Genomic DNA, 25,045 nt, shown 5'->3' on the forward strand with positions numbered 1-25,045 from the left:
GTGTGTCCATCGTCCGGTCTTGCCTGGTTTAGGTCTCTGACCTGCATCTTCTAGTGGAGCTAAGGGGACTCGAACCCCTGACCCCCACACTGCCAGTGTGGTGCGCTACCAGCTGCGCCATAGCCCCGTGTTCAGTTATTCGCACCATAGTGTTTCCACCGCCGAGTGCGCTAGCTAAGTTACCGTAACCCGATGAGCCGGACCAAATCGGCTGGTCCGCAGCGTACGACTACCCCGTCGGCTGAGTCCCGGCGATGAGATCGTCGAGCCAAGCTGTGCCGTCCATGATGTGCTCCACTTGCTTGCCAGCCAGGAGCACGGACGGGGTGGCGACCTGACCTTCGGTGGAGTTGCTTAGCTGAGTTTCCGACGCGGAAGCCATGTCGCGGCCTTCGTCGACCAGCTCGCCGGACGCGATACACCCCTGGGTGGCCGGGCTGGCACCGTCCGACGCCGCGAGAGCAGCGATTTGCTGGTTGTTCAGGTCGTCGCCCGCCTTCTCGAACAATTGCGAGTGCAGCTTCCAAAACACCTCGCGGTTGTCGTTGCGTGCCACGCACAGCACTGCTCCGGCCGCACGCGACGAGTAGTCGCCGGACTTGGAGTTACCGTCCAAGAAATTGAGCATGTGGTAGCGGACACGGATCTTGCCGTCGATCACGTTCTCCCAGATCGCAGCTCCCGACTGTTCCTCGAACTTCTTGCAGTGTTCGCAGTTGAAGTCCTCGAAGATGTCAATCGTCTTCGGCGCGGTGCGGTCACCGACAATGAATGACGCATTCTGGGCGAGGACCTTGTCGTCGACCGGCGGGTAGGTCTTGTTGTTGGTGAAGATGATTCCGCCAACGATGAGCGCCGTCACGGCCAGCAGGCCTAGTCCGATGAAAAAGTACGGCCGTTTGCTGGCCGCCTGCGGCTCGTAATTCGGATTCTCGCGAGGACGCTTAGCGTTGGTCACGACAACGACTGTAGCCGGAACGCTCCAGCGTCAGTCGCTGCCGAGCACACCGTCCACCAACGATTGCGCTTCCGCCTGCACACGCGCCAGGTGCTCGGGTCCATGAAACGACTCCGCGTAAATCTTGTACACGTCCTCGGTGCCCGACGGCCGGGCCGCGAACCATGCGTTGTCGGTCGTGACCTTGAGTCCACCGATCGCCGCGCCGTTTCCGGGTGCTTCGGTGAGGATCGCGGTGATTGGCTCCCCCGCCAACTCCGACGCGCTCACCTGGCTCGCCGACAGCGCTGAGAGTCGTGCCTTCTGATCACGATTGGCTGGCGCATCGATCCGCGCGTACGCGGTGCGACCGTACTGCTCTGCCAGTTCCTCGTAACGTTCGGACGGCGACTGTCCCGTCACGGCCAAGATTTCGCTGGCCAGCAAGTTCATGATGAGCCCATCCTTGTCGGTGGACCAGGGTCCGCCGTGCATCGTCAGGAATGACGCCCCGGCGCTTTCCTCTCCACCGAAGGCGATGCTGCCGTCGAGCAACCCGTCGACGAAGTACTTGAACCCGACGGGCACTTCCACCAACTTGCGGCCGATTCCGGCAGCGACGCGGTCGATCAACGACGACGACACCAGCGTCTTCCCGATCGCCGCGGTGGCCGGCCAGTCCTCCCGGTGCGTAAACAGGTAGTCGATCGCAACCGCGAGATAATGGTTCGGATTCATGAGCCCCGCATCGGAGGTGACGATCCCGTGGCGGTCGGCATCGGCGTCGTTGCCGGTCGCGATATCGTACGACTCCCGCGCGGCGATCAGCGACGCCATTGCATTCGGTGAGCTGCAGTCCATCCGGATCTTGCCATCGGTGTCGAGGGTCATGAACCCGAACGCCGGGTCAGTATTGGGGTTCACGACGGTCATCGAATCCAGGCGGTAGAAGTCTTTGATCTCGCCCCAGTATTCGACCGATGCCCCACCGAGCGGATCAGCGCCGATGTGCACGTCGGCCGCCCTAATCACATCCATATCGACGACCTGCTCCAGCGCAGTGACGTACTCGCCGAGGAACGGGTAGTCGATGACGAGATCCGACGTCCGTGCCCGTTCAAAGGGCACCCGCTGAACGTCGCGGAGCCCACCTTCAAGGATTTCGTTCGCGCGGGACGCAATCACCGACGTGATGTCGGTATCGGCGGGTCCCCCGCTGGGTGGGTTGTATTTGAAGCCACCGTCGGCGGGCGGATTGTGCGACGGGGTCACGACGATTCCATCGGCCATCACGCCGGGGATCTCGGAATTGAAGCGCAGGATCGCACGAGAGACAGCAGGTGTTGGGGTAAACCCGTCACCGTCGGCGGTGAACACTGAAACCCCGTTGCCGACTAAGACTTCGAGCGCCGTCCGCCACGCCGGAATCGACAGCGCATGCGAATCGAACCCGATGAACACCGGTCCGGAAATACCCGCGCGTTCCCGAAATTCGACGATCGCCTGCGTCATCGCCAACACGTGCGCCTCGTTGAACGCGCCGTTCAAGCTCGATCCCCGGTGTCCAGAAGTGCCAAAAGCCACGCGTTGGTCGACGTTCGTCGGATCGGGAGCGATGTCGTAGTACGCGCGCTCCACCGCCGCGACATCAATGAGATCGTCAGGTGTTGCGGGGGTGCCTGCTCTCGGGTGTGCCATAGCACCCGATTCTGCCCCACCGCGGCCCAACTGACACGGCGTCGCGCAGCCGGTATGTCGTACTTTCCGGATACGCTGGCGTTCAACAGGCCGCCCGGCCACGTCCACCGAAAGTCCAGAGGATGCTGTTGCACATGGCCAATGCCTTGCTAGCACCCGTGCGCTCAGCACTGCCCGCACCCGAAGCTGCCGTGCTGGTGCTGCCCGGCGGTACTGATTTCAGTTACCGCCGGTTTTCGCCCCTCCAGGGCAGCGCCGTGCGCATGTACCCGTTTACCGCATCCATCCAGGCCCGCTTCGGTCCTCGGGTCCGCGTTCGCCAAGCCCAGTACCGCGTCTACGGGTGGAACGGCGAGCAAGCGAGCCCTATGCCTTATGCCCGCGCGGCTCTCGATCGGCTCGCCAACAGCTACCCGGATGTGCCCGTCATCGTGATCGGACACTCGATGGGCGGGCGGATTGCCGCGCACTTGGGTGCCGATCCCCGAGTCACCGGCATTCTCGCGCTGGCCCCATGGTGGCAATTCGCCGATTGGCAATACATTCGCGACGGTGTCCGCGTGCGTGCCATCCACGGCGACGCCGACACCGTGACCCGCGCGCCTCGCACCCGCAAAGGCATCGCCGAGTTGGCGGCCCGCGGATTCGACGCGGAATTTGTGTCCATTCCCGGCGGTGGTCACCCCATGCTCGACCACGTCGGGCTGTGGCAACGTCAAGCTCTCGACTTTGTCGCCAACACGCTGGGAGATCGCCCGTGACCACTCCGCCCCCGCCGGGAATGTCCCCGGTCCTCGCCACCTCGGCGCTGTCACGGTCCTTCGGGCAGCATCGGGCCGTCAGCCATGTCGATATCGCGCTCCACCCGGGCCGTATTACCGGCCTCGTCGGACCCAACGGCGCAGGCAAGACGACGCTCTTGCTGATGCTTGCCGGACTGCTCGCACCCGATGGCGGAGCCATCATGCTCGACAACGAACCTGTCGACCACCGGCGTCTGCGGTCCGCGATCGGCTGGATGCCCGATACCTTCGGAACGTGGGAATCGTTGACGCCCCATGAAATCCTGGTCGCCTTCGGTCGCCTCTACGGCATCGACAAGTCGGCCTGCGATGCCCGCGCCCGCGATCTCCTCGCACGGGTGCATTTGGAACCGTTCGCCGATCATCCGGCCTCCGGCCTTTCTCGTGGACAAAAGCAGCGACTGGGACTTGCGCGGGCCCTCATCAATGCGCCGCGGATTCTCCTCCTCGACGAACCCGCGTCCGGGATGGATCCGCGCTCACGGATTGAATTGCGATCCTTGCTCCGCGCAGTCGCCGACTCCGGAGCGGCGGTACTGGTTTCGTCGCACATTCTGGCCGAACTCGATGAAATGTCCGACGACATCGTCATGATGACGCACGGCACCACCCAGGTTCCGCCGCCCACACGGGCAACGAGTTGGCGGATTCGCCTGGTGGGACAAGCCCCCAACCAAGTCGCAACCATCGAACTGCGCGACGATGCCGCTGCCGCCAGCTACCTGGCCGGGCTGGTGGCCGCCGGCCATCAGGTCGCCGAGTTCTCAAGGACCGGTAGCGGCCTCGAACAGGCCTACCTCAACCTCGACGCGGATCGGACCTGACATGCCATTCAACGTTTCGGCCGCCACCACGATCGCCAGCCTGGAAATTCGCCAGCGCATCCGCTCCACCAAGTGGAAATGGACGCTCGGCATCCTATTTGCCCTCATCAGCTTACTGATCCTCGGCTCACTCGGACTCACCCTCATGGTGGGCGGCACCTACGCGGCGTGGTCTCGGTTCCTGTTCGACCTTGCCCTCGGCATTGTGCTCTTCCTGGGTTTGGTCGCCGCCCCAACGATGTCTGCGACGTCAATTAATGGCGACCGGCGTGATGCCACCCTCGCCGTCATCCAGGCCACCCCCATCACATCGACGGAATTGGCGGTCGGCAAGTGGTTGGGCTCGTGGTTGGCCTCGCTCGCACTGATCGCAGTCGCCGCACCGTATCTCCTCTGGGGTGTGTTTACCGGGCCAGTCTCACTGCTGGGTGCGGTGCTGGGCATCGTTGTGCTGGCGATCTTGCTCGGCTGCTATTGCGCGATTGGTTTGGGTTTCTCATCGCTCACCGCACGTCCTGCTGCGTCGGCAATGCTGACGCAGTCGACGGTCCTTCTCTTGCTCGTGGGCCTGCCCATCCTATTCGGCATGACGTTGCCGCTAGTCACGCAGAGCCATGAGGTGACAACCTCTAGCCACTCTCCGGAAACGCCTGGCGAATGCACGAATGCCCAGGTCAACCAAGATTTTCTGCATACCGAACGGACTTGGTGGCTGCTGGCCGCCAACCCCCTCCTGATCGTCTCCGATGCAATCGCCAGCGGCGTCGAACGCGGACCGGCAGAATACGGCGAGTCCGCTTCATCGCTCCCCGCTGCGGGGTTGTCGATCGCTCGGTCCGGCCCGTACCTCAAGGGGAGCGTTTGCCTGGAAGAATACGGCGACTACCGATACGGCAGGCAGGTCCATGAGACCCGTTTTATCGGCACCAGTTGGTACATCGGTTTGATCTTCAACATGGTCCTCGGCGCACTCGGTTTGTCGGTCGCGAGCCGCCGGTTGCGCGTCCCCGCGCACAAACTCGCCAAAGGTGTGCGGGTGGCATAGCGACCCGTTGGCAGCCCTCGGCCGACAGGCCGATGCCTCGCCGAACTCCCTCGTTCACTCGCGACCGATCGTCCGAACGGAGCCGTCAGTACCAGACTTTTCGTCCCGCAATCGGGCGACCGACGGCTCCGAGAACCCAGAGAACCGCTCCAATGACAATGAGCGCGACGCCGACGTAGGTCAAGATCGCGATCGAGAACACGAAGCCCAGAATCAGAAGTAAAACTCCAAGAAGAATCATTACGTTTCCATTCCGCCGACGCAGAGTTCGGCTATTTTATTTGGTCGGCCGTTTCATTCACTCGGCTGCGGAATCTGGACATCGCAGTCATCGACCTTGGGGTTGACACCCGCGTAGTTCAGCGGCCCAGCGACGATCGTCAACGCGATCGTCCCCGCGGTCGCGCAATTCGCGTCCGATTCTTTGAAGTAATCGCGCTGCACTGCCGCGACCACGCCGATCACCAGCCAGATGAGGACGATCACGCCCAAGATTCCGCTATTGCGTCGCACGGCCATCGCCACCTTTCGGTTCATCACACGTTGTGATGGAACGTGGGTACCCAACCGTGGCCGTCCCGAAACATGACGCCCACGACCGACGTCCTGTGCTCCGCAAAAGCTACTCCGATGACGCCCAACGTCGCTGTTCACGGGTAGCGTCAGAGTCAGGTAGACGAAAGGCGCAATCATGACGATTTCCATTGCCCGCGTGTACGACCCCCCGAACGGTAACCGCGTATTAGTCGACCGACTGTGGCCGCGAGGTATCCGGAAAGACGATCCGCGGATTGGCCGGTGGCTCAAAGAAGTGGCACCGTCGAGCGACCTTCGCAAGTGGTATCACGCCAACACCGACCAGTACGACTTGTTTGCCGAGCGCTACCGCGACGAGTTGGCAACCCCCGGCCCACAAGCCGATGCCCTCGCCGAACTCGTGGAGTTGGCGAAGGCGGGCGACGTCGAGATTGCGACCGCCATGAAGGACCCCGACCGCAGCGAAGTCCCCACCTTGGTCGCAGTGTTGGCCGACCTCGGGGTCACCTAAGGCACGATCCCAAGCTCTATTCCCGGTGCTGTGGAAACGCGTACCGCAACCAGGATGGCGGACGGAAAGGCGCTGGCGTCGCTGACGGAAGAGCGAGGCGATCGGCGATGCCCCACACGGCCGCCAGATTATGGCCAAAACCCAGGTGCGAGCTTAGAACTTCGATGTTCTCGTGCAGGTTCGACGGGTCGTCGCGGCAGACCTGCCACGCCACGACCCCATCCAGTCTGCTGTAGAACGAGGTGGTAGGCATCGATAGTGGCTCGGCATCAGCCTCCAGCGGTGTTTCGAGCCGCCGGGCATGCAGTGGGGTTAGCAACTGGTACACCGGCTTCGCGCGACTCTGATTGTGCGTCTGCATGCGGAACGGACTCCCCAGCGTAATGACCTGCCTGACCATCTCTGGAGTCTCGCGCGCGAGTTCGCGGGCAAAAATACCGCCGAGACTCCACCCAATTAAGCTGACCGGCTGCCCGTGCCGCCGGTACACCTCATTGAGTCGCGCGCGCATACCATCCAAGATCCGCGTGGTCGGGCCGAGATTGACGCCCGACTTCCAGCCGTACGTGGGGTACCCAAGATTGGCCAGGGTGGCCCGCAAGGGGGCGGTGGTCAGGTCCGACGTCGCCAGCCCCGGCAGAACCAGGACGGGCTGGGAATCGGAACTGACTGGAGCGGTCGTCATGGCTGGCCAAGTCCAGGCGTAGCCAGCTAGTTCCCACAATGACCGCGAAAAGTCCGTCGACGTCAAAGCCAGCCCCGGTTTGGGTGCCGACGCCCGCGGGTCGCTCCGTGTCAGTCCGTGCATGACATTCCTACCTTTAGTTGGTCAACATTCCGCCGTCGACCGGCAACGTAATCCCCGACATGTAGCTGCTGGCATCGCTGGCGAGGAAAACCAGTGCCGAATCCAATTCGCCTGCGTCGCCCAAGCGACCGAAGAGGGTGCGCGGCACCACGTACTTCTCCAGGACGCCGTCCTCGAACTCGCCGGTCATCTCGGATTCGAAGAAGCCTGGAGCGAGGGCGTTGACGCGAATCCCCTTGCGCGGCGTCCATTGCTGAGCGAGATCTCGGGTGAGTCCGATGACAGCGGACTTACTTGCCGAATACGCGGCCTGCGGCATCAGGACGCTCGTAATTCCGAGGATGCTCGCGATGTTGACGATGGAACTCCCCGGCTGCATCACCCTCGCGCACGCCTGCGCCATCCAGTAGGTGCCGTTTAGGTTGATATCCATCACCCTGCGGAAGTCGTCCGGTGCTTCACGGAGCGCGGGCACCGAACTGGCGACGCCAGCATTGTTGACGAGGATGTCGAGGCGACCGAATTCGGCGATGGCGGCTTCGGCGGCCACGGTGCACTGATCGGGGTCAGACACATCGGTACTGACGGCGACGGCGCGACGGCCGAGTGCCTCCACGGCCGCCTTCGTCTCCTCGAGACGGTCTGCGCGTCGGGCCGCCAGTACGACGTCGGCACCAACACCGGCGAGCGCCTTGGCGAAGCCGACACCCAGACCGCTCGATGCGCCGGTCACGAGGGCGACTTTGCCGTCCAGGCGGAAGCTGTCGAGGACTGCAGACATGAAAGGTTCTCCTGATCAGTTTCGAACTATTACGTTGAAAGGCGGTCGGCAAAGGCTCTCATCCGAGAGCGTCCACGACTCCAATTGCCCCGAGGGTATCGAGGCCTTCGCGCGAATGGTGCGCTAAGACAATGAGGTCGCGCAGTTCCCCGTCGCGATCGCGAATGTGGTCCCGAAGCAGAGCTTCACCGGTGAATCCGAGCCTCGAGAACATCTCGATGATCGGTTCCTGATCAGTGGTGAGTTCGATGACGATTTTGCCCAGGCCCGCACCGAATCCGGACCGCAACGCCTGCTTGGCCAAGTCTCGGCCGGTGCCGCCACCGCGGGCGGCCGGGTCGACGACGATCCGTAGTTCACCGACGTGATCGGACCAACCAGGCAACCGATTGACCGCAGCCCACCCGACGACTTGGTCGCCGTTGACAGCGACCCATCGCAGATCTGATCCGGTCGCAAGGGCTGCGACATGTTCGATGTCGTGGACGTTCTCACGGATCAACGTGAGGTCGAGGTCCGATAGTCGCGCGAACATGGCTCCCAGTCGGCCGATGTCATCTGCGGTGATCGTGCGGATTTCAACAGACATTTCTACAGCTCCTCGCTTTGCTTCTGGAGGAAGTCGATGATGGTTGGAACTGTCGTCTTGGCCGCCGTGCGGCCAACCACGAGTCCGATGTGCCCGGCGGGCAACCGTAGCTCCGTTTTCTGCTCTGAGCCGACGAGATCCATGACCGGGGAGGCGGCAGCAGCAGGCACGATGTGGTCCTTCTCCCCGAGTACCGCCAGGAACGGGACCTTGATGGCCTTCAAACTGACTCGGTCGCCGTCGAGGACAAACGTCCCATTGACCAAGGCATTGCGTTCGAGCAACTGATCGACAAGTTGGCGTGCGAGCTCTCCGGCGAGGGGCACATGGTCACTGGCCCACCCATTCATCGCCTGATAGGCCTTGACGTAGTCGTCGTTCCACAGTTTTTCCAACAGATCGACGTAACCGGTGATGTCGGCCGTCGGAGTGAGCGACCGGAAAGCGGAGTACACGACGTCTGCGGGCACGTTGCCGTTGTCATCGAGAAGTTCCTCGATGTCAGCGCCGCCCAGCATCGAGACGCCGATGTCCATGGGTTCCAGGTCCACTGGGCAGGCCATCACGGTGTGCGTTCGCACCGGCGAATCCGGGTGATGGGCGCCGTGAAGCAGGGTGAAGACGCCGCCGAAACAGTAGCCGAGGATGCTCACCTCGTCGGCTTTCGAGCGGTCACAGACTTCGCGGACCGCTGCCGGGATAACGCCATCGACGTAGTACTCGAAACCGTTGAGGGCATCCCGCTCATCGGCCTCTCCCCAATCGAGGAGATACACGTCAAACCCGCCGTGCAGGAGATGCTCAATGAAGCTGTTTCCCGGCGCGAGATCGAGGATGTACGCCTTGGAGATCATGCTGAACACGATCAGCAGCGGAGGGCGGTAGCGAATGTCGTCGTTTCGGTACCGATACAGGCTCGCTCGACCGTTGCGCCACACGAGATCGCGAGGAGTCTGGCCAGTCTCGACACTCGAGATACCAGCTGCCATCTTGATTCCGTTACGGGCACGCAGCGCATTGCGTTCCACCTCGCGCCGCACCCGATCGATGATGCTCATTGCCGGTCACGCAGTTTTGCCTCGCGCGCCTCGAGTTCCATCCGCAGTCGGCGCACTTCGTAGTCCAATTCGCCGATCTGTCTGCGGAGTTTCTTGACGTCGGTGCCCGCTGGCAGGTTCACCGCGTGCAGCACCGATGCGGCGGCATCGTGAACCCCGCGGACGATCGATCGCTGCAGTCCACCGACCACCGAGTTGGCCGTACGAAACTCATCCGAATGAACGACGTCTTCGACCACCGGCGTTAGCCGCTTCTCGACGGCGTCGTACACCCCACGCAACGACAGTTCCATCAGCCAGCCCTCCGAATTTCTGTGTTGCGAGCGGGAGCACCGAGCATCGCTGCGCAAGCCTGCTGAACCTTCACCGCGTCCGGCGCTTCGCCGGTAATGAGGTTCGCATAGACAAAGGTCTCGGTGATGCGCACCAAAATCAACGCCAGATCGGGAATCGGCAAACCCGGCTCCAATTCGCCAGCGTGTCCTTGCTCGTCCAACATTTGGGCTACCCGACCGACAATGCGCGGTTGCACCCCACCGGCCCGCGTGGTCAACACTTTGAAGGCCCGTTCAGGCTCGCGGGCCAAAAATGCGCGAAAAGCACTATCTCGGTTGGCAATCGCCGCAAACTCGCCGAGCGTATTGGCGATTTTGACGGCGCCGACACCCGGCGCACGTTGCTCGGATGTGTCGAGAGCCACCTCACACATCGACCAAATCACTTCGGCGAGCAACCCGTCGCGACCCTTGAAACGGCGGTAGATAGTGCTGCGGTTGACCCCGACAATCTGCGCGAGTTCGCCGACCTCGATGCGTCCACGCGCAATGAATGCCTCGCGCGCTGCTACGAGGATGGCACCGTGATCGATCATTCCGCACTCGCCTCCTCCCCGACACTGCACTCCGACGCGCCGTGCACCATTTCGGCAAAATGGTGCACAATCTCCTATAGTCAGGAACATTATCCTATGGGTGAGTGACCTGGCCCATGTTGGAGCAAATACGGTGGCACATCAGAAGTGCGACGGCGGACAGAGGAGACATAGATGATTGAGACGACGATGCAGCACGGAGATCTTTTGATCTCGGGGTTAGTCGAGTACAGCCGGAAAGTCTTCCCCGAGGCGAAGATCGTCACCTGGACTGAAAATGGTGCTCGCGACACATCGTTTGCCGACATCGGCAATCAGGGTGCCCAGATCGCGAACGCACTCGCCAAGCTCGGAATCGGCGTCGGCGATCGTGTCGCCACCTTCATGTGGAACAACGCCGAACACCAAGCGCTGTACGCCGGCGTCCCGTCGATGGGCGCAGTCCTGCACACCCTGAACCTGCGTCTCTCGCCCGAGCAGGCCATTTTCATCATCAACCACGCCGACGACAAGGTGATCTTTGTCGACGCCTCTGTGGCGCCGCTGCTGTCGCCGTACCTTCAGGGCACGCCGAACCTCCAGCACGTCGTGGTCGTGAACGGCCCAGTCGAAGCCCTCACCGCGCCCGACCACATCACCGTGCACGCCTACGCCGACCTGATCGCGGGCGAACCCACCACCTACGACTGGCCCGCGTTGGACGAGAACGCCGCCGCCGTCATGTGCTACACGTCGGGCACCACCGGCGACCCGAAGGGCGTCGTCTACTCGCACCGCAGCATCTACTTGCATTCGCTGCTGGTGACGTCGACCACCGGCATGGGACTGTCGAACCGGGACTCGATGCTGGCCATCGTTCCGATGTTCCACGTCATGTCGTGGGGCCTGCCTTACGCCGCCATGTTTGCCGGTTCCACCGTCGTCATGCCTGACCGCTTCCTGCAGCCGGAGCCGCTGTTGGCGATGATGGCCGCCACCAAGCCCACCCTCGCCGCTGCCGTCCCGACCATTTGGGCTGGTGTTTCGGCGATGCTCGACGCGAACCCGCAGGACATCACGCACCTGCGTGAGGTCATTGTGGGCGGTGCCGCGGTTCCGCCGTCGATGATCACCAAGTTCGACGGCTATGGCGTCCCGATTGTGCACGCATGGGGCATGACCGAAACCTCGCCGTTGGGCACCATCGCTCGCCCGCCGGCCGGCATTGAGGGCGACGACGCCTTCCCGTACCGCGTTACGCAGGGACGCTTCCCGGCTCCGGTGGCCGCGCGCATCATCGGCGACAACGGCGAAGAACTCCCCTGGGACGGCATTGCCCAGGGTGAACTCGAAGTGGCTGGTCCCTGGATTACCGGTTCGTACTTCCAGCCGGACGGTAACGTCACCGACCCGGCGAAGTTCAACAACGGCTGGCTGCGCACCGGCGACGTCGCGACCGTCACTCCGAACGGCTTCATGACGATCGTCGACCGTGCCAAGGACATGATCAAGACCGGTGGTGAGTGGATTTCGTCGGTCGAACTTGAGAATGTCATCGCCTCGAACCCGACGATCGTCGAAGCCACCGTCATCGGCGTGCCCGACGCCAAGTGGGACGAGCGCCCGTTTGTGTTGGCTGTGGTCCGCAGCGAAGACGACGCCGACGTCGATGCCCAGCGCGCCTACCTCGAAGACCTGGTTCCTCGCTGGCAGATCCCCGAGCGCTGGTCGTTCGTCACCGAGGTCCCCAAGACGTCGGTCGGCAAGTTCGATAAGAAGCGTGTGCGCCAGCACTACGCGGAGGGCGACTACCAGATCCTCGGCCAGCCGCAGGAGTGACGTAAACGGCCGACAATTTGCCCCGTGAAGAGCCCGGTTACCCTCGCGGTAACCGGGCTCTTCACATCTCCGGAGCTCGGTCTAGACTCGCGTGAGTGAGTCGCAAGAAGATGGCCCTCGCGGCACTCGGCACCATTCTGGCGCTGGCGTTAGGCCTCGTGGTTTGGCTACTGGTCGCGAAGGACTATGCGATTGCCGAAGAACACGTGACCATCGAAGGTCCGCGTAGTGAGCTCCACGCCGTCCTCGCTAAACCAGTCCAAGATGCCAACCCGCACGGTGTCGTGATTTTTGTCCAGGACCGCGGACCGAACGATGCGGACACCGGCACCTACCGACCCATCTGGGACGCATACGCCAAAGCCGGTTTCGCGGTTCTCAGCTGGGATAAGCCCGGAGTCGACGGTGCTCCCGGCAACTGGCTCAACCAAACGATTCACGATCGGGTCTCCGAAGTGCAGTCGGTCATCTCCTGGGCCTACAAACGGCCAGACCTGGACACGACTCGTATCGGGATTTGGGGTGAAGGCCAGGCGGGGTTCGTCGTGCCAGAGGTGCTCGCGGCGCGCAGCGACATACGTTTCGCGACCCTCGTCGGCCCATCGACGAACTGGATCCACGATCGCCTCTTTGCCGTGCGCGCCGATCTGACGGCCCGCGGTGACAGCGCCACCGAGGTGGCGGTGGCCGTCGATCGCCGAGACCGGTTCTTCACCCTCTTGGAAAGCGGCTCCAACTATCAGACCTATGTGCGGTCGGGCATCGATTCGCCACCGATGCTCGCGCCCGCGTTCGCCTTCGCTGAGCGAAACTTCCGCGCCGATGCCGCCAATGCTGTGGCACGGATCTCGACGCCGCTCCTTCTCGTGCTCGGTGGCGAAGATCGTGCAGTCGACATTGCTCAGACAGAAAACCTCTATCGCAGCAAAATGCGTTCCGACCTGCTAACTGTCAAGACTTTCGCCGATGCCACACACATCATCACCCGCAATCAGATCGAATACCGGGACGACTTTCGCGTGTCCGCACGCACGTTATTCGCGCCAACGAGCGTGTACGCACCCGGTTATTTGGACACCCTCCGGATCTTCGCCAAGCACGCCATCGCTTAACCGCGTAACGTCGTGTTGGGTAATTTGAACGATCGACAAGGAAGCGAGATTCTCATGGATGCAGCATTGTGGACGGCTATCACTGAAAACCCGCACGTCTTCGAACTTCTGAAGACTGTGTTCTCCGGGGTCGCATAGTCCCTCGGCTTTACCAGCGCCGCGTCCGGTTTCGGACGCGGCGCTTTTGCTTTCTAAGCGCTCGCGACCGGTTGTCTGCGGTAGTCGTCGGTCCGGAGGGCATCGACAGACGAGAGATGCCATCGGCCGTGGTCTCCGGTATTGGTTCCCAGCGCAGCTGGCCCATGAATCGCCACCGCATACGCCCAAGCCCGCGGATCGGAGACCAGTTCTGGTTGGTATGCCTCCGAAAGTCGTGCCAGATAGGTGTCCCCAGCCCGTGTCCGCCCGAAGCGTGCCCGAATCACCAGCGCCGCCGCGACCATTCCCACCGCCAACGCGAACGGGATGAGCGCACTCACGCCGCCACCGTTGATCACGACCGCAACGGTCAGCACCGACAGCACCACCGCCGTCGCCAGAAGCGGTGCGAGCGCGAGCCGACGGTCGTGCCTGCTGGCGAGAAGGCGCCGCGAGATGAGGTAATCGGTCATCTCGTCGAGTCGGTCGCCGGTAGCTTCGCGGACGGCCTCGACTGTCGGTGCCGTGAGCGACTTGCCGCGTCGGGCTACATGCGCGGTGTACGCGTCACCATTGACCGTGTCCGCGGAGCGACGGCCTCGGTCGTCCACGGATTCGTCGAGCCATAGCAGCGCGACAGCAGCGGCCCGCCGATGCCCATACAGGCATCCGACTTCGGTGGGGGTGAGCTCGCGGCCCGGTTCGATCTCGCGTTTTCGCCACAGTAGGTACTTGCGCCACGCGAAGGCCAAGGCTGCAATCACGACGACGATGACGCTGAGCCAATAGAAGAATTCTGGGTTCCCGACCATGCCCATCGCATCACCTTGCCACAACCGCCGGGCACCGTCTTGCCGATCGTGAACCACGCCTTGGCACAACGGAGTTCGCGTCTCATCTCAATGAAAAACCTCCCACCTGAGTTTCTCAGGTGGGAGGTTTTCGTGGAGCCGCCGGGAATTGAACCCGGGTCCTCCGTCACTTTGGTGGGGCTTCTCCGTGTGCAGTCCGCTGTGTCTCTACTTGGATCTCCCGGGCTCGCGAACAAGCCGGGATGACGATCCCAGTCGCTGTTAGGTGTCCTAGCGTCGTCCGCGACCGGCGACGATAGTAAGTCCCCTAGCTGATGCCGGCATCCGGTTCCGGGAACTTAGATCCGGGCCGACAGACTAGCCTCGGTGCTTAGGCAGCGAGGGCGTAGTCGCGCTGATTGGAATCGGCGCTTAATTGGTTGCTGCGACGCTTACGGTGGTCTCTAGCCTGCACCGACACGCTTCCCCCACCTCGATGCACGTAGTCGAAACCGATCGGCCCCTAGGTGGTGCCCGCCAAATTTCTTTGCCGGACATCTAATACTAACCAACACCACCGACAGAATCATCCCGATATCCGTCGGGAGATTAATCGGCCCTGCGGCGCAGGGGCTTTACATCCCCTTGACGCGCCGTCCGACGATGCGTTCGACTTCGCGTTTGGCAGTGCGTTCGGCGATGTCACGGCGCTTGTCGTGGTCCTGCTTGCCCTTGGCGAGGGCGAGCTCGACTTTCGCGTAACCGTCGGAGAAATACATCGACAGCGGCACCAGCGTCATGTTGCCGTCCCGCAACTTGCCGATCAGGCCATCGATCTCGCGACGGTGCATCAGCAGTTTGCGCTTGCGGCGCGGCGGATGGTTCGTCCACGTTCCGCTGCCGTATTCGGCAATGTGCACGGCGTTGAGCCACACTTCGCCATCGTCGATCGTTGCGAATGCGTCCACCAGTGACGCCTTCCCATCACGCAGGGCTTTCACTTCGGTGCCCTGCAGCACCATGCCTGCCTCGAATGTCTCGAGGATCGTGTAGTTGTGCCGAGCCTTTCGGTTCGTCGCAATTACCGACTTACCCTTTTCCCTGGGCACGGCAGACCTCCAAATCCACTAGTGACAAAAGCTCGGGGTGAATTTACTCCCGAACGTAGACGCGCAGCGTGCCGTAGCTGGTGACACCGGCGAGGACAATGCCGCCCAGGATCAGCCACGGCGACACAAACCACACGTCAGCCGACGTGATGCGCGCCAAGATGTTCACACCGTAAAGGTCCGCGAGGGCTTTGTCGAAGAAGAAAACCTTCGCCAAGAACAGCCCACCGATCGCGAGCAGCGCGCCGGCAAGGGCCGCGATCACCGCCTCCAGCAAGAACGGTAACTGCGTATACCAGCGGGTGGCACCAACCAACCTCATGATCGAGACTTCCGTTCGTCTCGTATACGCGGCAATCTGCACGGTGTTGACGATCAGCAAGATCGCGGCGACCGCCAGTACCGCAGCTATTGCAAACGCCGCGTTGCGCGCGCCGTCGAGCACGCTAAAGATACGTTTCACCAAATCCCGCTGATCCAACACCCCATCGACGCCCTCGGCGCGCGAGAACTTGTCGAGGACCGCACCGAACCGGTCCGAGTCAGCCATCTTGACGCGCAATGCGCCCTGGTAGGCCTCCTTGCGGATGAAGTCGGCCAGTTCCGGCGATTCCTTCTCCCAGGATGCCTTAGCCGTTTTGAACGCCTGATCCTGGCTGATGAACGTCACCGACGCGACGCCGGGTTCGGACTCCAGATCGGCGCGCAAGGTGGTGCACGGCGCTTCCAAGCAGTTGGGGTCCTTCGCGGTGACAGCGTCATTGATGAAGAACTGCATCTCGACGCGGTCGAGGAAGATGTTCTGGCTCTTGTTAGCCATTTGAATCACCAGCAGTCCGCCGCCAAACATGCCGAGCGTGATTGCGGTCGTCAAGACCATGGCGACGGTCATGGTGAGGTTGCGGCGGAATCCGTTGAGGACTTCGCCGATGATGAAGTTCAAGCGCATGTGTTGCCCTGTTTCGTCTCGTCGAGTTCTCTGCGTGCCTAGCCGATTCCGTAAACGCCGTGCTCGTCGTTGCGGACGAGTCTGCCGTTGTCGAATTCGAGAACGCGGCGCCGCATCGCATCGACGATGGAGCGGTCGTGGGTGGCCATGACGACGGTCGTACCGCCGCGGTTAACCCGGTCGAGCACTTCGACGATCTCTTCGCTGGTCTCCGGGTCCAAGTTGCCGGTCGGCTCATCCGCGAGCAGTAAGGCCGGACGATTCACGATGGCGCGTGCGATCGCCACCCGCTGCATCTCGCCACCCGACAATTCCCGAGGCATCCGATCGGCTTTGCCCTCCAAACCCACATATTCGAGGGTCTGTGGCACCACCTCGCGGATCGTCGAAGACGGCTTACCGATCACTTCGAGAGCGAAAGCCACATTGTCGGCAACCGTCTTCTGCTGCAGCAGTCTGAAGTCCTGGAAGACGCAACCGATGGACTGGCGCAACTTCGGGACGTCCCGGTTTCGCAACTTGTTGACATGCATGTCGCCAACGAAGACGTCACCGGCGGTCGGCTTGTCTTCTTTCAGCAGGAGCCGAAAAAACGTGGACTTACCGGAGCCGGAAGGGCCGATCAGAAATGCGAACTCGCCTCTGTCCACTTCCACGGACAGATCGTCCAACGCGGGTCGAGAGGACGCCTTGTACTGCATCGTCACATTCGTCAGGGTGATCACGTTAGCCAAGTGTACTGACCGCCCCGCCCTATCCTCCGACGCTCTCCGGCACCTGCGTGGACTGCTGCGGTGCCACCGTCGTGGTTTCCGGTGCCTGATGACGCTGACCTGTCGCCGGACCCGACGTCGGGGCAACAGACTCGTCGACGCTAGTCGACGCCGAGCCCCGACCGTCGGTTGTCGATGACTCCGGAGCGCTGGTGGTCGTGGGTGTGGTTGTCTGCGGGACAGTCGTCCTGGTCGGCTGTACTTGCGGTGTCTGAGTTACCTGTCCCGGCGAGTTGCGGGTCGGTTCGTAATGCTGGCTACTGAACCCGTAGAACGCCAACAGCGCCAGCCACACAATGACCAGCACGACGGTAGTCGTGCGGACACGGGTCCGATACACGTGCTGCATCCGCGACATCAAGCGAGATAATTTCGACTCGGGCGTGTCGAGCGGATCATTCTCCTGGACGCCAGCCCCCGTCGTTGCATTTTCACCCGTCAAGGTTCACCCCGCCACCAGGTTCGCCTGCCATTTCAGCGGCAGTGCGCGTAACGCCCTGAGCCTGGGCGCTCGTTACGAAAATTCCGTGACTGGCCAAGCCCGCGATAATGTCGCCGCGCAGGGCGCGACCAATCGCGAACTGCTGCCCGGGGAGCGTGCGCGCCACCATGCGGACGGTCGCCGATTCCAGTTCAAGTTTCGTAATACCCAGCGGGGTCGGGGCGTCCAAGAGGAGTCGATTCCACTCCTTCTTCTCGTAGAACGCCTGGCCGACTTCACGCAGGGCCGCATTGACCTCGTTGATGTCGGCATCGAGCGGAACCGGCACATCGACGACCGCCCGCGCCCAATCCTTCGACAGGTTGGTGGCCTTGATCATTTGCCCGTTCGGCACAATGATCAGTTCACCTTCGGAGTTCCGGAGGCGCGTCACGCGCAGCGTCACATCTTCGACGGTGCCCTCGGCGGCAAGCCCACCGGTCACCGTCAGATTCACGACGTCACCGTAGCCGTACTGATGCTCGGCGATGATGAAGAAGCCCGCCAGCAGGTCCTGGACCACCCGCTGTGCGCCAAAACCGAGGGCGGCACCCACGACGGCACTGAGGCCGACCAAACTGCTGCCGGGAACCCACGTCCCCAACACGTGCAGACCCGCAATCACTACGGTCAACGCCACCAATGTCCACGTGATCACTTCGACGAGCGCCCGCCGGTGCTTCATGTCCTCGGACTGGACGATGTCGTCGCTCGACTCAAACTGTCGGAGGATGTGCTTGCTGTAGCGGTTCGCGAGCCATCGGAAAAACCGAACAACCAGCAGTGCGCCGACGACCCACAGCATGATGTCGACGAAATCGACAGCCAGCCACTTCTCCCACGACCGCATCCAGCCCGGCAGGCCGAGCTCGTCGACTAAATATGTCGGAGTGTCGATACGATCACTCGCCCTCGTCCATCCGCCAGCGGATACCCGCCTCGATGAACTGGTCGAGATCTCCGTCGAGCACCGACGAGGGGTTGTTGCTTTCCACGTTGGTGCGGAGATCCTTCACCATTTGGTAGGGGTGCAGCACGTACGACCGCATCTGGTTGCCCCAGCTGGAGCCGGTGTCACTCTTGAGCGCATCCATCTGGGCGCGCTCTTCCAGTCGCTTGCGTTCTAGCAGCTTGGCCTGGAGCACGCGCATGGCGGCAACCTTGTTCTGCAGCTGACTTTTCTCATTCTGGCAGGTCACGACGATGCCGGTCGGGACGTGAGTCAGGCGCACGGCGGAGTCGGTGGTGTTGACCGACTGGCCGCCGGGACCTGACGAGCGGTACACGTCGACGCGGAGGTCGTTCTCGTCGATGTCGATGTGGTCGGTGGTCTCAACGACGGGCAGCACTTCAACTTCGGCGAACGACGTCTGGCGGCGGCCTTGATTGTCGAACGGAGAGATCCGGACGAGACGGTGTGTGCCCTGCTCAACCGAGAGGGTGCCGTACATGTACGGCGCCTTGACCGCGAACGTTGCCGACTTGAGGCCGGCTTCTTCGGCATAGGACGTGTCGTAGATCTCGACACCGTGCCCGTGCTTCTCGGCCCACCGGATGTACATGCGCATCAGCATCTGCGCCCAGTCTGCGGCGTCGACGCCACCGGCACCGGACCGAATATTGATCAGCGCCTCACGCTGGTCGTATTCGCCGCCGAGCATCGTCTTGACTTCCATCGCCTCAATGTCGCTGCGCAGTTCGGTGCGTTCGGCCTCGGCGTCTTCGATCGCCGCGGCAGCCGAGTCACCTTCTTCGGCCTCCGCCAACTCGTAGAGAATCGGCAGGTCGTCGAGCCGCGAACGCAATTCGGTGACGCGACGGAACTCCGCCTGCGCATGCGAGAGCTGGGATGTGACCTGCTGAGCGTGGTCTTGGTTGTTCCACAACTCGGGGTCGGAGGCCTGCATCTCCAGTTCGTCGATGTGGCGACGCAGCTCATCGAGGTCCATCACCTTCTCAACGGTGGTGAGGGTGGTGTTGAGCGATTCGAGATCAGCAGAGACATCTGGGTGCACGAGAAACCAGGTTACCCTCTGCCACCCGGCACGAACCTCAATGCGGCAGTGACCAGCTACGCGGTGAACGACCAGGTGGAATCGACCTTGCCGGGGCGGTACATCACCGGAAGGTCGGCGCCAACGGTGGGCGTCTGAACATTGGTTGCCAGGATTTGGGTGCCATACACCTCGGTGGGGTTGATCTCCGGGCCGATGATGGTGCCGCTCAAGGTGCAGTATCGACGACCGTTTTTGTCGGGCTCGTTAAGCCTGCCAACACCGGTCACGGTGAGCGTGCCCTGCACATATCCGTCGCCGCCAGCCCCCTGACCGCCGAACATTCGGCGACCGCTCCGCTGCATGAACATCGCGGCGAGCGTCGTCAGGATAAGGAGAATGAACACCACAGAAATCCACCAAGGCATGCCTGGGAGCCTACCGTTGCCGACGCCGGGGAGGTGGCCGTCGCGGTGATAGCGTCGAACATTGTGGCTATGAATCCGGACTTGCAGCTTGCTCTCGACTTGGCCGACGCCGCCGACGCCCTCACGCTGTCGCGGTTCGGTGCGCTCGACCTGCAGGTCGACTCCAAACCTGATCTGACGCCGGTCTCCGACGCCGATTTGGCGACCGAACGGCTGATCCGCGAGCAGATTGCCGCTGCGCGCCCCGACGATGCGGTCCTCGGCGAAGAGTTTGGCGGCGACGCCGTTCTCGCTGGTCGCCAATGGGTGATCGATCCGATCGACGGCACCAAAAACTTTGTGCGCGGCGTTCCGGTGTGGGCGACGTTGATCGCGCTCCTCGTTGACGGTGTCCCGACAGTCGGTGTCATTAGCGCGCCTGCCTTGGCTCGACGGTGGTGGGCCGCCGAGGGGCTCGGAGCGTTCGCGACCGCGAACGGTTCCGACCCGAGGCCGATTTCCGTCTCGAAGGTCGGCAACCTCGACTCGGCATCGCTGGCGTTCTCCAGCCTTTCCGGCTGGGCCGACCGCGGTATCCGTGACGAACTGATCGCCCTCACCGACGCCGTGTGGCGGGTCCGCGGGTACGGCGACTTCTTCAACTACTGCCTCGTCGCCGAGGGCGCGGTCGACATCGCGGCGGAGCCGGAAGTGTCGCTGTGGGATTTGGCACCGCTCGACATTCTGGTTCGCGAAGCTGGCGGCACGTTCACCTCGCTCGAGGGCGCTGTCGGCCCGTCGGGCGGCAGTGCCGTCGCAACGAATTCACTACTGCACGAACGGGTTCTCAAGTCGCTAAGCCGGGAGTAATGTCCGGTTCATGAGCAACGAAGTGAAGATGATTATCCTCTCGACCGACAACCTCGACGAGTCGATCGAGTTTTACAGCGGCACGCTCGGGATGCCGCTGAAGTTCCGCGACGGCGCCCATTTCGCGGCCCTTGACGGCGGTGCCATCACCGTCGCGCTTGCCACTTCCGTCGACCATCCCATTCACGGCCAGGTTGTCGTCGGTATCAAGACCGACGATGTCGACGCCGCAGCGAAAGCGGTCGAGGCCAACGGCGGCGGCATCGTCACTCAGGCTTACAACGACGCCCACGAACGTCGTGCCGTCGTCTACGACAACAAGGGCAACGGCCTCGTCTTCTACAGCCCCCTCCCGAAGTAGTCAGCAGATCCCCCGCCCCGCACCCCCGCCCTGCCGTTCTCGCATGATGCGTTGATTCCCGCACTACGTCTGACATAGTGCGGGAATTAACGCATCATGCGGGAACGACGGCGGCGGGGGTGCTTGGTGCCTACAGGTCGGTCGCGGTGCCTTCGTCAAGTACGACGAAACTCGTCCCCGCCGGGGACATCTCGCTGATCCGGGCATTGTGGATCGTGCGACCGGCGTCCGACAGCACCGCCTGGTGGATCGGGAACGCGACTCGGGGGTTGACGGCGCGGAGATAGTCGACGGGCTCGCTCAGCTTGAGCCACGGGGCGGCCGCCGGGAGTGCCAGCACATCGATGCGTTCAAACGGAATATAGAGACTGTCACCGGGATGCATAAAGGCACCCGTCCGATCGGCCGTATCCACCACGTAAGCGGTGTTGTCGATAACCGGTAGCTCCGGATGAATCACCGCGTGTCGGCCACCGGTGCCGCGAACGGTCAGCGCGCCAATCGTGACCGACGCACCCGGTGCCATCACCTCCCACCTACCGACGTCGGTCCGCTCGGCAAACTGCTTCGCGGTCTGCGGATCGGCGTACCGAACGGCGCCGGGATTAGCCGCCACCAGCGCGGGCAGTCGTGCCGGATCCGCGTGATCAGGATGCTGGTGAGTGATGAGAATGGCGTCGAGATCACGCAAATCCTCGAAGCCGTTGGAGAAGGTGCCCGGATCGAACAGGATTCGCGTGCCGTCGTTTTCAAGCAGTACGCAGGAGTGTCCAAAGTGTGTGACGACCATGACATCCACAATAGTTCGCGCTCCCACGTGACAAGCTTCTTACCGAGGAGTAAGGTTCGTTCTTACTACGGAGTAATAACGCGTGTCGGCGGTGCACCGCACCACCGCTCCAGGGCCCAACTCCGAGCCGAAGAAACTTCGAGAACTGGTGAGGAAATGACCACTAATACCGAACCCCGCGACACCTCGTCCGTCGGTGCGCAGCCGCACAAGCGCAGCGCCATCGGTACCGCCATGCGGGTACTGACCACGATCACCGGCTCCCCCCTCGCCGAGAAGTACAAGCTCCGCGAGCCGATCAACCGTGTTGCATACGAAGCCACCAAGACCGGCTTCAAGACCCTTGGCGCCGCAAACCGCGCCTTCACCCAGGTCTCCAGCACCGGAAAGCCGCAACGCCCAGCGACGCCATCCAAGGGCTTCTTCAACCTGAATCCTGACGAAGAGCAGGCGATGATCGCCGAGACCGTCAAGGAGTTCTCCACCGAGATCCTGCGCCCGGCAGCCTACGACGCAGACGCAGCGGCAACCGCTCCCGAAGACATCCTGAAGCGTTCGGCAGAACTCGGCATCACAATGATCAATGTGCCGGAGGCCTTCGACGGTGCCGCGACCGATCGCGGCGTTGTCACCAACGCGCTCGTCGCCGAGGCCATGGCATACGGCGACATGGGCCTGGCCCTGCCGTTGCTCGCCCCCAGCGGCGTAGCCACCACCCTCACCAACTTCGGCAGCGACGCGCAGCAGCGCACCTACCTGCCCGACTTCGCCGGCGAGAATGTACCGACGTCGGCCGTCGTCATCGCCGAGCCCCGCCCCCTGTTCGACGCCTTCGACCTGCAGACAAAGGCCAAGCGCGTTCCCAGCGGCTACCGCCTCTCGGGCGTCAAATCGTTTGTCCCCGCCGCCGCAAGCGCCGAACTGTTCATCATCGGCGCCCAGCTCGACGGCCGCCCGGCGCTGTTCATCGTCGAATCGAACTCCGAAGGCTTGGTCGTCGAAGCTGACCCCGGCATGGGTCTGCGCGCCGCAGGCATGGGTCGCCTGCTGTTGAACGACGTGGCGGTCCCCGCCTCCGCAGTCCTGGGCGAAGGCGACGCTGACGAGTCTTTCGCCGCCTACCGCGACGTGGTTCGCCTGTCGCGCCTTGGCTGGTCCGCACTGGCCGCAGGCACCGGCAAGGCCATGCTCGATTACGTGGTTCCCTACGTCAACGAGCGCGAAGCCTTTGGTGAGCCGATCTCGAACCGGCAGGCCGTGGCCTTCATGGTCGCCAACATCGCCACCGAACTCGACGGCCTCCGCCTGGTGACGCTCCGCGGCGCATCCCGCGCCGAGCAGGGACTGTCGTTCGCCCGCGAGGCGGCACTCGCCCGCAAGCTCACCATCGACAAGGGCCTGCAGATCGGGCTCGACGGCGTGCAACTCCTCGGTGGACACGGCTTCACCAAGGAACACCCGGTTGAGCGTTGGTACCGCGACCTGCGTGGCGCAGGCATCGGCGAGGGCATCGTCGTCCTCTGACGACGAGCCAGTCCAAGGAGTCTGAAATGGCAATTAATCTCGAACTGCCCACCAAACTGCACAGCACCATCGAGCAGGCCCGCGACGCCGCGCTGCAGATCTTCCGGCCGATCTCGCGCAAGTACGACCTTGCCGAGCACAGCTACCCGGTGGAGCTCGACACGCTGGCGAGCCTCTACAACGGTCTCGCCGCCGCAGGTCAGGCCGGTGCCGGCGCGGCCGGTGGCCGCGGTGACACCAAGGAGCGTCCGGAAGGCTACGTCGCCAACGGCGGCAACATGCAGTCGGTCCTCAATGCGATGTGGGCGTCGTACGGCGACGTCGGACTGATGCTGTCGATCCCGTATCAGGGACTCGGCAACGCTGCGATCGCTGCGGTCGCAACAGACGAGCAGATCGAAAGCTTCGGCGGCGAGGTCTGGGCGTCGATGGCTATCACCGAACCGAGCTTCGGTTCGGACTCGGCCGCCGTCACCACCACCGCGATCCGCGACGGAGACGAATACGTCCTCAACGGCGAAAAGATCTTCGTGACCGCTGGCAGTCGTGCCAGCCACATCGTGGTGTGGGCATCGGTGGACCGCAGCCTCGGTCGCGCCGCGATCAAGAGCTTCGTGGTGCCGCGCACCCATCCGGGCGTCACGATTGCTCGGCTTGAGCACAAGCTCGGCATCCGGGCCTCCGACACCGCCGTCATTCGCTTTGAAGACTGCCGCATTCCGGCCAAGAACCTCCTCGGTTCGCCGGAAGTCGACGTCAAAAAGGGCTTCGGCGGCGTGATGCAGACCTTCGATAACACCCGCCCCATGGTGGCTGCGATGGCTGTGGGCTTGAGCCGCGCCGTACTCGAAGAACTGCGCGCCGTCCTCGAAGGCGCCGGACTGGAAATCGACTACGATCGGCCGACTTCCGATCAGCCTGCCGCTGTTGCCGAGTTCATCCGTATGGAGGCCGACTACGAGGCTTCGTACCTGCTGGCGCTGCGCGCGGCATGGATGGCCGACAACAAGCAGCCAAACTCACTGGAAGCGTCGATGTCGAAGGCCAAGGCCGGACGCACCGGCACCGACGTGTCGAACAAGGCCGTGGAACTGGCGTCGACGGCGGGTTACTCGGAGCACTCACTGTTGGAGAAGTGGGCTCGCGACTCGAAGATTCTCGACATTTTCGAGGGCACCCAGCAGATCCAGCAGCTGATCATTGCGCGCCGCATCTTGGGCAAGAGCAGCTCAGAACTGAAGTAGTCGAGCAGCGACGGTAAGGCATCGGGGCCGAGAGTTCACGGGAACTCTCGGCCCCGATTTTTCTTCATTTGACCGGCGCTTTTCTGTCACATCGACACGCCGACTTCCGACCGTTCCATCACCGATCGTGGCGTGTCGTGACGCTTTGGCCGAATTGTGACAGAAAAGCGGAAGTGGCGGTCGCGATCGGATCAACTTTTCGGTCGGGATTGTGATCAGCAC

29 protein-coding genes, 1 tRNA gene and 1 other RNA gene are annotated in these 25,045 nt (G+C 62.6%); 10 read left to right on the forward strand and 21 right to left on the reverse strand.

Features of this window, described 5'->3' with window-relative positions:
- Positions 1-54: 54 nt before the first annotated feature.
- The 3 genes from WBA38_RS04360 to pgm all read right to left on the reverse strand — a co-directional run bounded on the left by WBA38_RS04360 (position 55) and on the right by pgm (position 2,635).
- A tRNA-Ala gene (locus tag WBA38_RS04360) sits at positions 55-127 on the reverse strand.
- A gap of 102 nt (positions 128-229) precedes the next feature.
- Positions 230-958 (reverse strand): DsbA family protein, encoded by a 729-nt coding sequence (locus tag WBA38_RS04365; RefSeq protein WP_424322180.1) that lies wholly within the window; start codon positions 956-958, stop codon positions 230-232.
- Between the two features lie 30 nt (positions 959-988).
- Positions 989-2,635 (reverse strand): phosphoglucomutase (alpha-D-glucose-1,6-bisphosphate-dependent), encoded by a 1,647-nt coding sequence (gene pgm, locus WBA38_RS04370; protein ID WP_424293839.1) that lies wholly within the window; start codon positions 2,633-2,635, stop codon positions 989-991.
- 134 nt (positions 2,636-2,769) lie between these two features.
- On the opposite strand from pgm, the gene WBA38_RS04375 reads away from it, so the two are divergent.
- The 3 genes from WBA38_RS04375 to WBA38_RS04385 are packed head-to-tail and all read left to right on the forward strand — an operon-like array spanning position 2,770 to position 5,307.
- Complete coding sequence (locus tag WBA38_RS04375; RefSeq protein WP_424322181.1) at positions 2,770-3,396, forward strand: alpha/beta hydrolase; 627 nt, start codon at positions 2,770-2,772, stop codon at positions 3,394-3,396.
- Entirely contained in the window at positions 3,393-4,262 is an 870-nt protein-coding gene (locus WBA38_RS04380; protein ID WP_424293837.1) for an ABC transporter ATP-binding protein, read from the forward strand. The genes WBA38_RS04375 and WBA38_RS04380 overlap by 4 nt, the downstream gene beginning before the upstream one ends.
- Before the next feature lies 1 nt (position 4,263).
- Entirely contained in the window at positions 4,264-5,307 is a 1,044-nt protein-coding gene (locus WBA38_RS04385) for an ABC transporter permease (RefSeq protein WP_424293836.1), read from the forward strand.
- Positions 5,308-5,392: 85 nt separating this feature from the next.
- On the opposite strand, the gene WBA38_RS04390 is transcribed toward WBA38_RS04385, so the two are convergent.
- Both WBA38_RS04390 and WBA38_RS04395 read right to left on the reverse strand, forming a co-directional pair.
- Positions 5,393-5,548 carry a hypothetical protein gene (locus WBA38_RS04390; RefSeq protein ID WP_424293835.1) on the reverse strand — a complete coding sequence of 52 codons (156 nt, stop codon included), beginning with the start codon at positions 5,546-5,548 and terminating at the stop codon, positions 5,393-5,395.
- A gap of 53 nt (positions 5,549-5,601) precedes the next feature.
- Positions 5,602-5,844 (reverse strand): hypothetical protein, encoded by a 243-nt coding sequence (locus WBA38_RS04395; protein WP_424322217.1) that lies wholly within the window; start codon positions 5,842-5,844, stop codon positions 5,602-5,604.
- A 154-nt stretch (positions 5,845-5,998) separates the two neighbouring features.
- Here WBA38_RS04395 and WBA38_RS04400 point away from each other — a divergent pair, with 154 nt between their 5' ends.
- Complete coding sequence (locus WBA38_RS04400; protein WP_424293834.1) at positions 5,999-6,355, forward strand: DUF488 domain-containing protein; 357 nt, start codon at positions 5,999-6,001, stop codon at positions 6,353-6,355.
- 16 nt (positions 6,356-6,371) lie between these two features.
- Here the strand turns inward: WBA38_RS04400 and WBA38_RS04405 are convergent, their stop codons facing one another.
- Genes WBA38_RS04405 through WBA38_RS04430 form a run of 6 tightly spaced genes read right to left on the reverse strand, consistent with a single transcriptional unit; the run spans position 6,372 to position 10,462 of the window.
- Positions 6,372-7,163 carry an alpha/beta hydrolase gene (locus WBA38_RS04405; protein WP_424322182.1) on the reverse strand — a complete coding sequence of 264 codons (792 nt, stop codon included), beginning with the start codon at positions 7,161-7,163 and terminating at the stop codon, positions 6,372-6,374.
- 13 nt (positions 7,164-7,176) lie between these two features.
- Positions 7,177-7,944 carry an SDR family NAD(P)-dependent oxidoreductase gene (locus tag WBA38_RS04410; RefSeq protein WP_424293832.1) on the reverse strand — a complete coding sequence of 256 codons (768 nt, stop codon included), beginning with the start codon at positions 7,942-7,944 and terminating at the stop codon, positions 7,177-7,179.
- A 58-nt stretch (positions 7,945-8,002) separates the two neighbouring features.
- Positions 8,003-8,533 carry an N-acetyltransferase family protein gene (locus tag WBA38_RS04415; RefSeq protein WP_424293831.1) on the reverse strand — a complete coding sequence of 177 codons (531 nt, stop codon included), beginning with the start codon at positions 8,531-8,533 and terminating at the stop codon, positions 8,003-8,005.
- 2 nt (positions 8,534-8,535) lie between these two features.
- Entirely contained in the window at positions 8,536-9,591 is a 1,056-nt protein-coding gene (locus WBA38_RS04420) for an alpha/beta fold hydrolase (RefSeq protein ID WP_424322183.1), read from the reverse strand.
- On the reverse strand, positions 9,588-9,884 hold the full coding sequence (locus tag WBA38_RS04425) for a hypothetical protein (RefSeq protein WP_424293829.1): 297 nt from the start codon (positions 9,882-9,884) through the stop codon (positions 9,588-9,590). The genes WBA38_RS04420 and WBA38_RS04425 overlap by 4 nt, the downstream gene beginning before the upstream one ends.
- On the reverse strand, positions 9,884-10,462 hold the full coding sequence (locus WBA38_RS04430) for a QsdR family transcriptional regulator (protein ID WP_424293828.1): 579 nt from the start codon (positions 10,460-10,462) through the stop codon (positions 9,884-9,886). The genes WBA38_RS04425 and WBA38_RS04430 overlap by 1 nt, the downstream gene beginning before the upstream one ends.
- Positions 10,463-10,636: 174 nt before the next feature.
- On the opposite strand from WBA38_RS04430, the gene WBA38_RS04435 reads away from it, so the two are divergent.
- Positions 10,637-12,280 carry a long-chain fatty acid--CoA ligase gene (locus WBA38_RS04435; protein WP_424293827.1) on the forward strand — a complete coding sequence of 548 codons (1,644 nt, stop codon included), beginning with the start codon at positions 10,637-10,639 and terminating at the stop codon, positions 12,278-12,280.
- Between the two features lie 95 nt (positions 12,281-12,375).
- Positions 12,376-13,392 (forward strand): alpha/beta hydrolase family protein, encoded by a 1,017-nt coding sequence (locus tag WBA38_RS04440; RefSeq protein ID WP_424322184.1) that lies wholly within the window; start codon positions 12,376-12,378, stop codon positions 13,390-13,392.
- Between the two features lie 191 nt (positions 13,393-13,583).
- Here the strand turns inward: WBA38_RS04440 and WBA38_RS04445 are convergent, their stop codons facing one another.
- From WBA38_RS04445 to WBA38_RS04485, 9 genes are all read right to left on the reverse strand, one after another.
- Complete coding sequence (locus tag WBA38_RS04445; protein WP_424322185.1) at positions 13,584-14,342, reverse strand: TIGR04222 domain-containing membrane protein; 759 nt, start codon at positions 14,340-14,342, stop codon at positions 13,584-13,586.
- A 130-nt stretch (positions 14,343-14,472) separates the two neighbouring features.
- Positions 14,473-14,845: a transfer-messenger RNA gene (gene ssrA, locus WBA38_RS04450) on the reverse strand.
- A gap of 111 nt (positions 14,846-14,956) precedes the next feature.
- Positions 14,957-15,430 carry an SsrA-binding protein SmpB gene (smpB, locus tag WBA38_RS04455; RefSeq protein WP_424294185.1) on the reverse strand — a complete coding sequence of 158 codons (474 nt, stop codon included), beginning with the start codon at positions 15,428-15,430 and terminating at the stop codon, positions 14,957-14,959.
- A gap of 43 nt (positions 15,431-15,473) precedes the next feature.
- Positions 15,474-16,379, reverse strand: a complete 906-nt coding sequence (gene ftsX, locus WBA38_RS04460) for a permease-like cell division protein FtsX (RefSeq protein WP_424294186.1) — start codon at positions 16,377-16,379, stop codon at positions 15,474-15,476.
- Positions 16,380-16,417: 38 nt separating this feature from the next.
- Positions 16,418-17,104 (reverse strand): cell division ATP-binding protein FtsE, encoded by a 687-nt coding sequence (ftsE, locus tag WBA38_RS04465; RefSeq protein WP_424294187.1) that lies wholly within the window; start codon positions 17,102-17,104, stop codon positions 16,418-16,420.
- 28 nt (positions 17,105-17,132) lie between these two features.
- Positions 17,133-17,510, reverse strand: a complete 378-nt coding sequence (locus tag WBA38_RS04470) for a hypothetical protein (RefSeq protein WP_424294188.1) — start codon at positions 17,508-17,510, stop codon at positions 17,133-17,135.
- A gap of 73 nt (positions 17,511-17,583) precedes the next feature.
- On the reverse strand, positions 17,584-18,483 hold the full coding sequence (locus tag WBA38_RS04475) for a mechanosensitive ion channel family protein (RefSeq protein ID WP_424294189.1): 900 nt from the start codon (positions 18,481-18,483) through the stop codon (positions 17,584-17,586).
- 52 nt (positions 18,484-18,535) lie between these two features.
- The gene (gene prfB, locus WBA38_RS04480) at positions 18,536-19,648 is read right to left on the reverse strand and encodes a peptide chain release factor 2 (RefSeq protein WP_424322187.1); all 1,113 of its coding nucleotides are present in this window, start codon (positions 19,646-19,648) and stop codon (positions 18,536-18,538) included.
- Between the two features lie 56 nt (positions 19,649-19,704).
- On the reverse strand, positions 19,705-20,055 hold the full coding sequence (locus WBA38_RS04485) for a hypothetical protein (protein ID WP_424294191.1): 351 nt from the start codon (positions 20,053-20,055) through the stop codon (positions 19,705-19,707).
- A 69-nt stretch (positions 20,056-20,124) separates the two neighbouring features.
- On the opposite strand from WBA38_RS04485, the gene hisN reads away from it, so the two are divergent.
- Both hisN and WBA38_RS04495 read left to right on the forward strand, forming a co-directional pair.
- Positions 20,125-20,904, forward strand: coding sequence for a histidinol-phosphatase (gene hisN / locus WBA38_RS04490; protein WP_424322218.1), 780 nt, complete (start codon positions 20,125-20,127; stop codon positions 20,902-20,904).
- A 10-nt stretch (positions 20,905-20,914) separates the two neighbouring features.
- Complete coding sequence (locus WBA38_RS04495) at positions 20,915-21,265, forward strand: VOC family protein (protein ID WP_424322188.1); 351 nt, start codon at positions 20,915-20,917, stop codon at positions 21,263-21,265.
- Between the two features lie 130 nt (positions 21,266-21,395).
- On the opposite strand, the gene WBA38_RS04500 is transcribed toward WBA38_RS04495, so the two are convergent.
- Positions 21,396-22,055: an MBL fold metallo-hydrolase gene (locus WBA38_RS04500; protein ID WP_424293713.1), complete on the reverse strand. Its 660-nt coding sequence runs from the start codon at positions 22,053-22,055 to the stop codon at positions 21,396-21,398.
- A 156-nt stretch (positions 22,056-22,211) separates the two neighbouring features.
- Between WBA38_RS04500 and WBA38_RS04505 the strand changes: the two genes are divergently transcribed.
- Positions 22,212-23,579 carry an acyl-CoA dehydrogenase family protein gene (locus tag WBA38_RS04505; protein WP_424293712.1) on the forward strand — a complete coding sequence of 456 codons (1,368 nt, stop codon included), beginning with the start codon at positions 22,212-22,214 and terminating at the stop codon, positions 23,577-23,579.
- 26 nt (positions 23,580-23,605) lie between these two features.
- Complete coding sequence (locus WBA38_RS04510; protein WP_424293711.1) at positions 23,606-24,823, forward strand: acyl-CoA dehydrogenase family protein; 1,218 nt, start codon at positions 23,606-23,608, stop codon at positions 24,821-24,823.
- The last annotated feature ends 222 nt before the right edge of the window (positions 24,824-25,045 follow it).

This window comes from Gordonia sp. (in: high G+C Gram-positive bacteria) (genome assembly GCF_049647785.1).
GTDB lineage: Bacteria > Actinomycetota > Actinomycetes > Mycobacteriales > Mycobacteriaceae > Gordonia.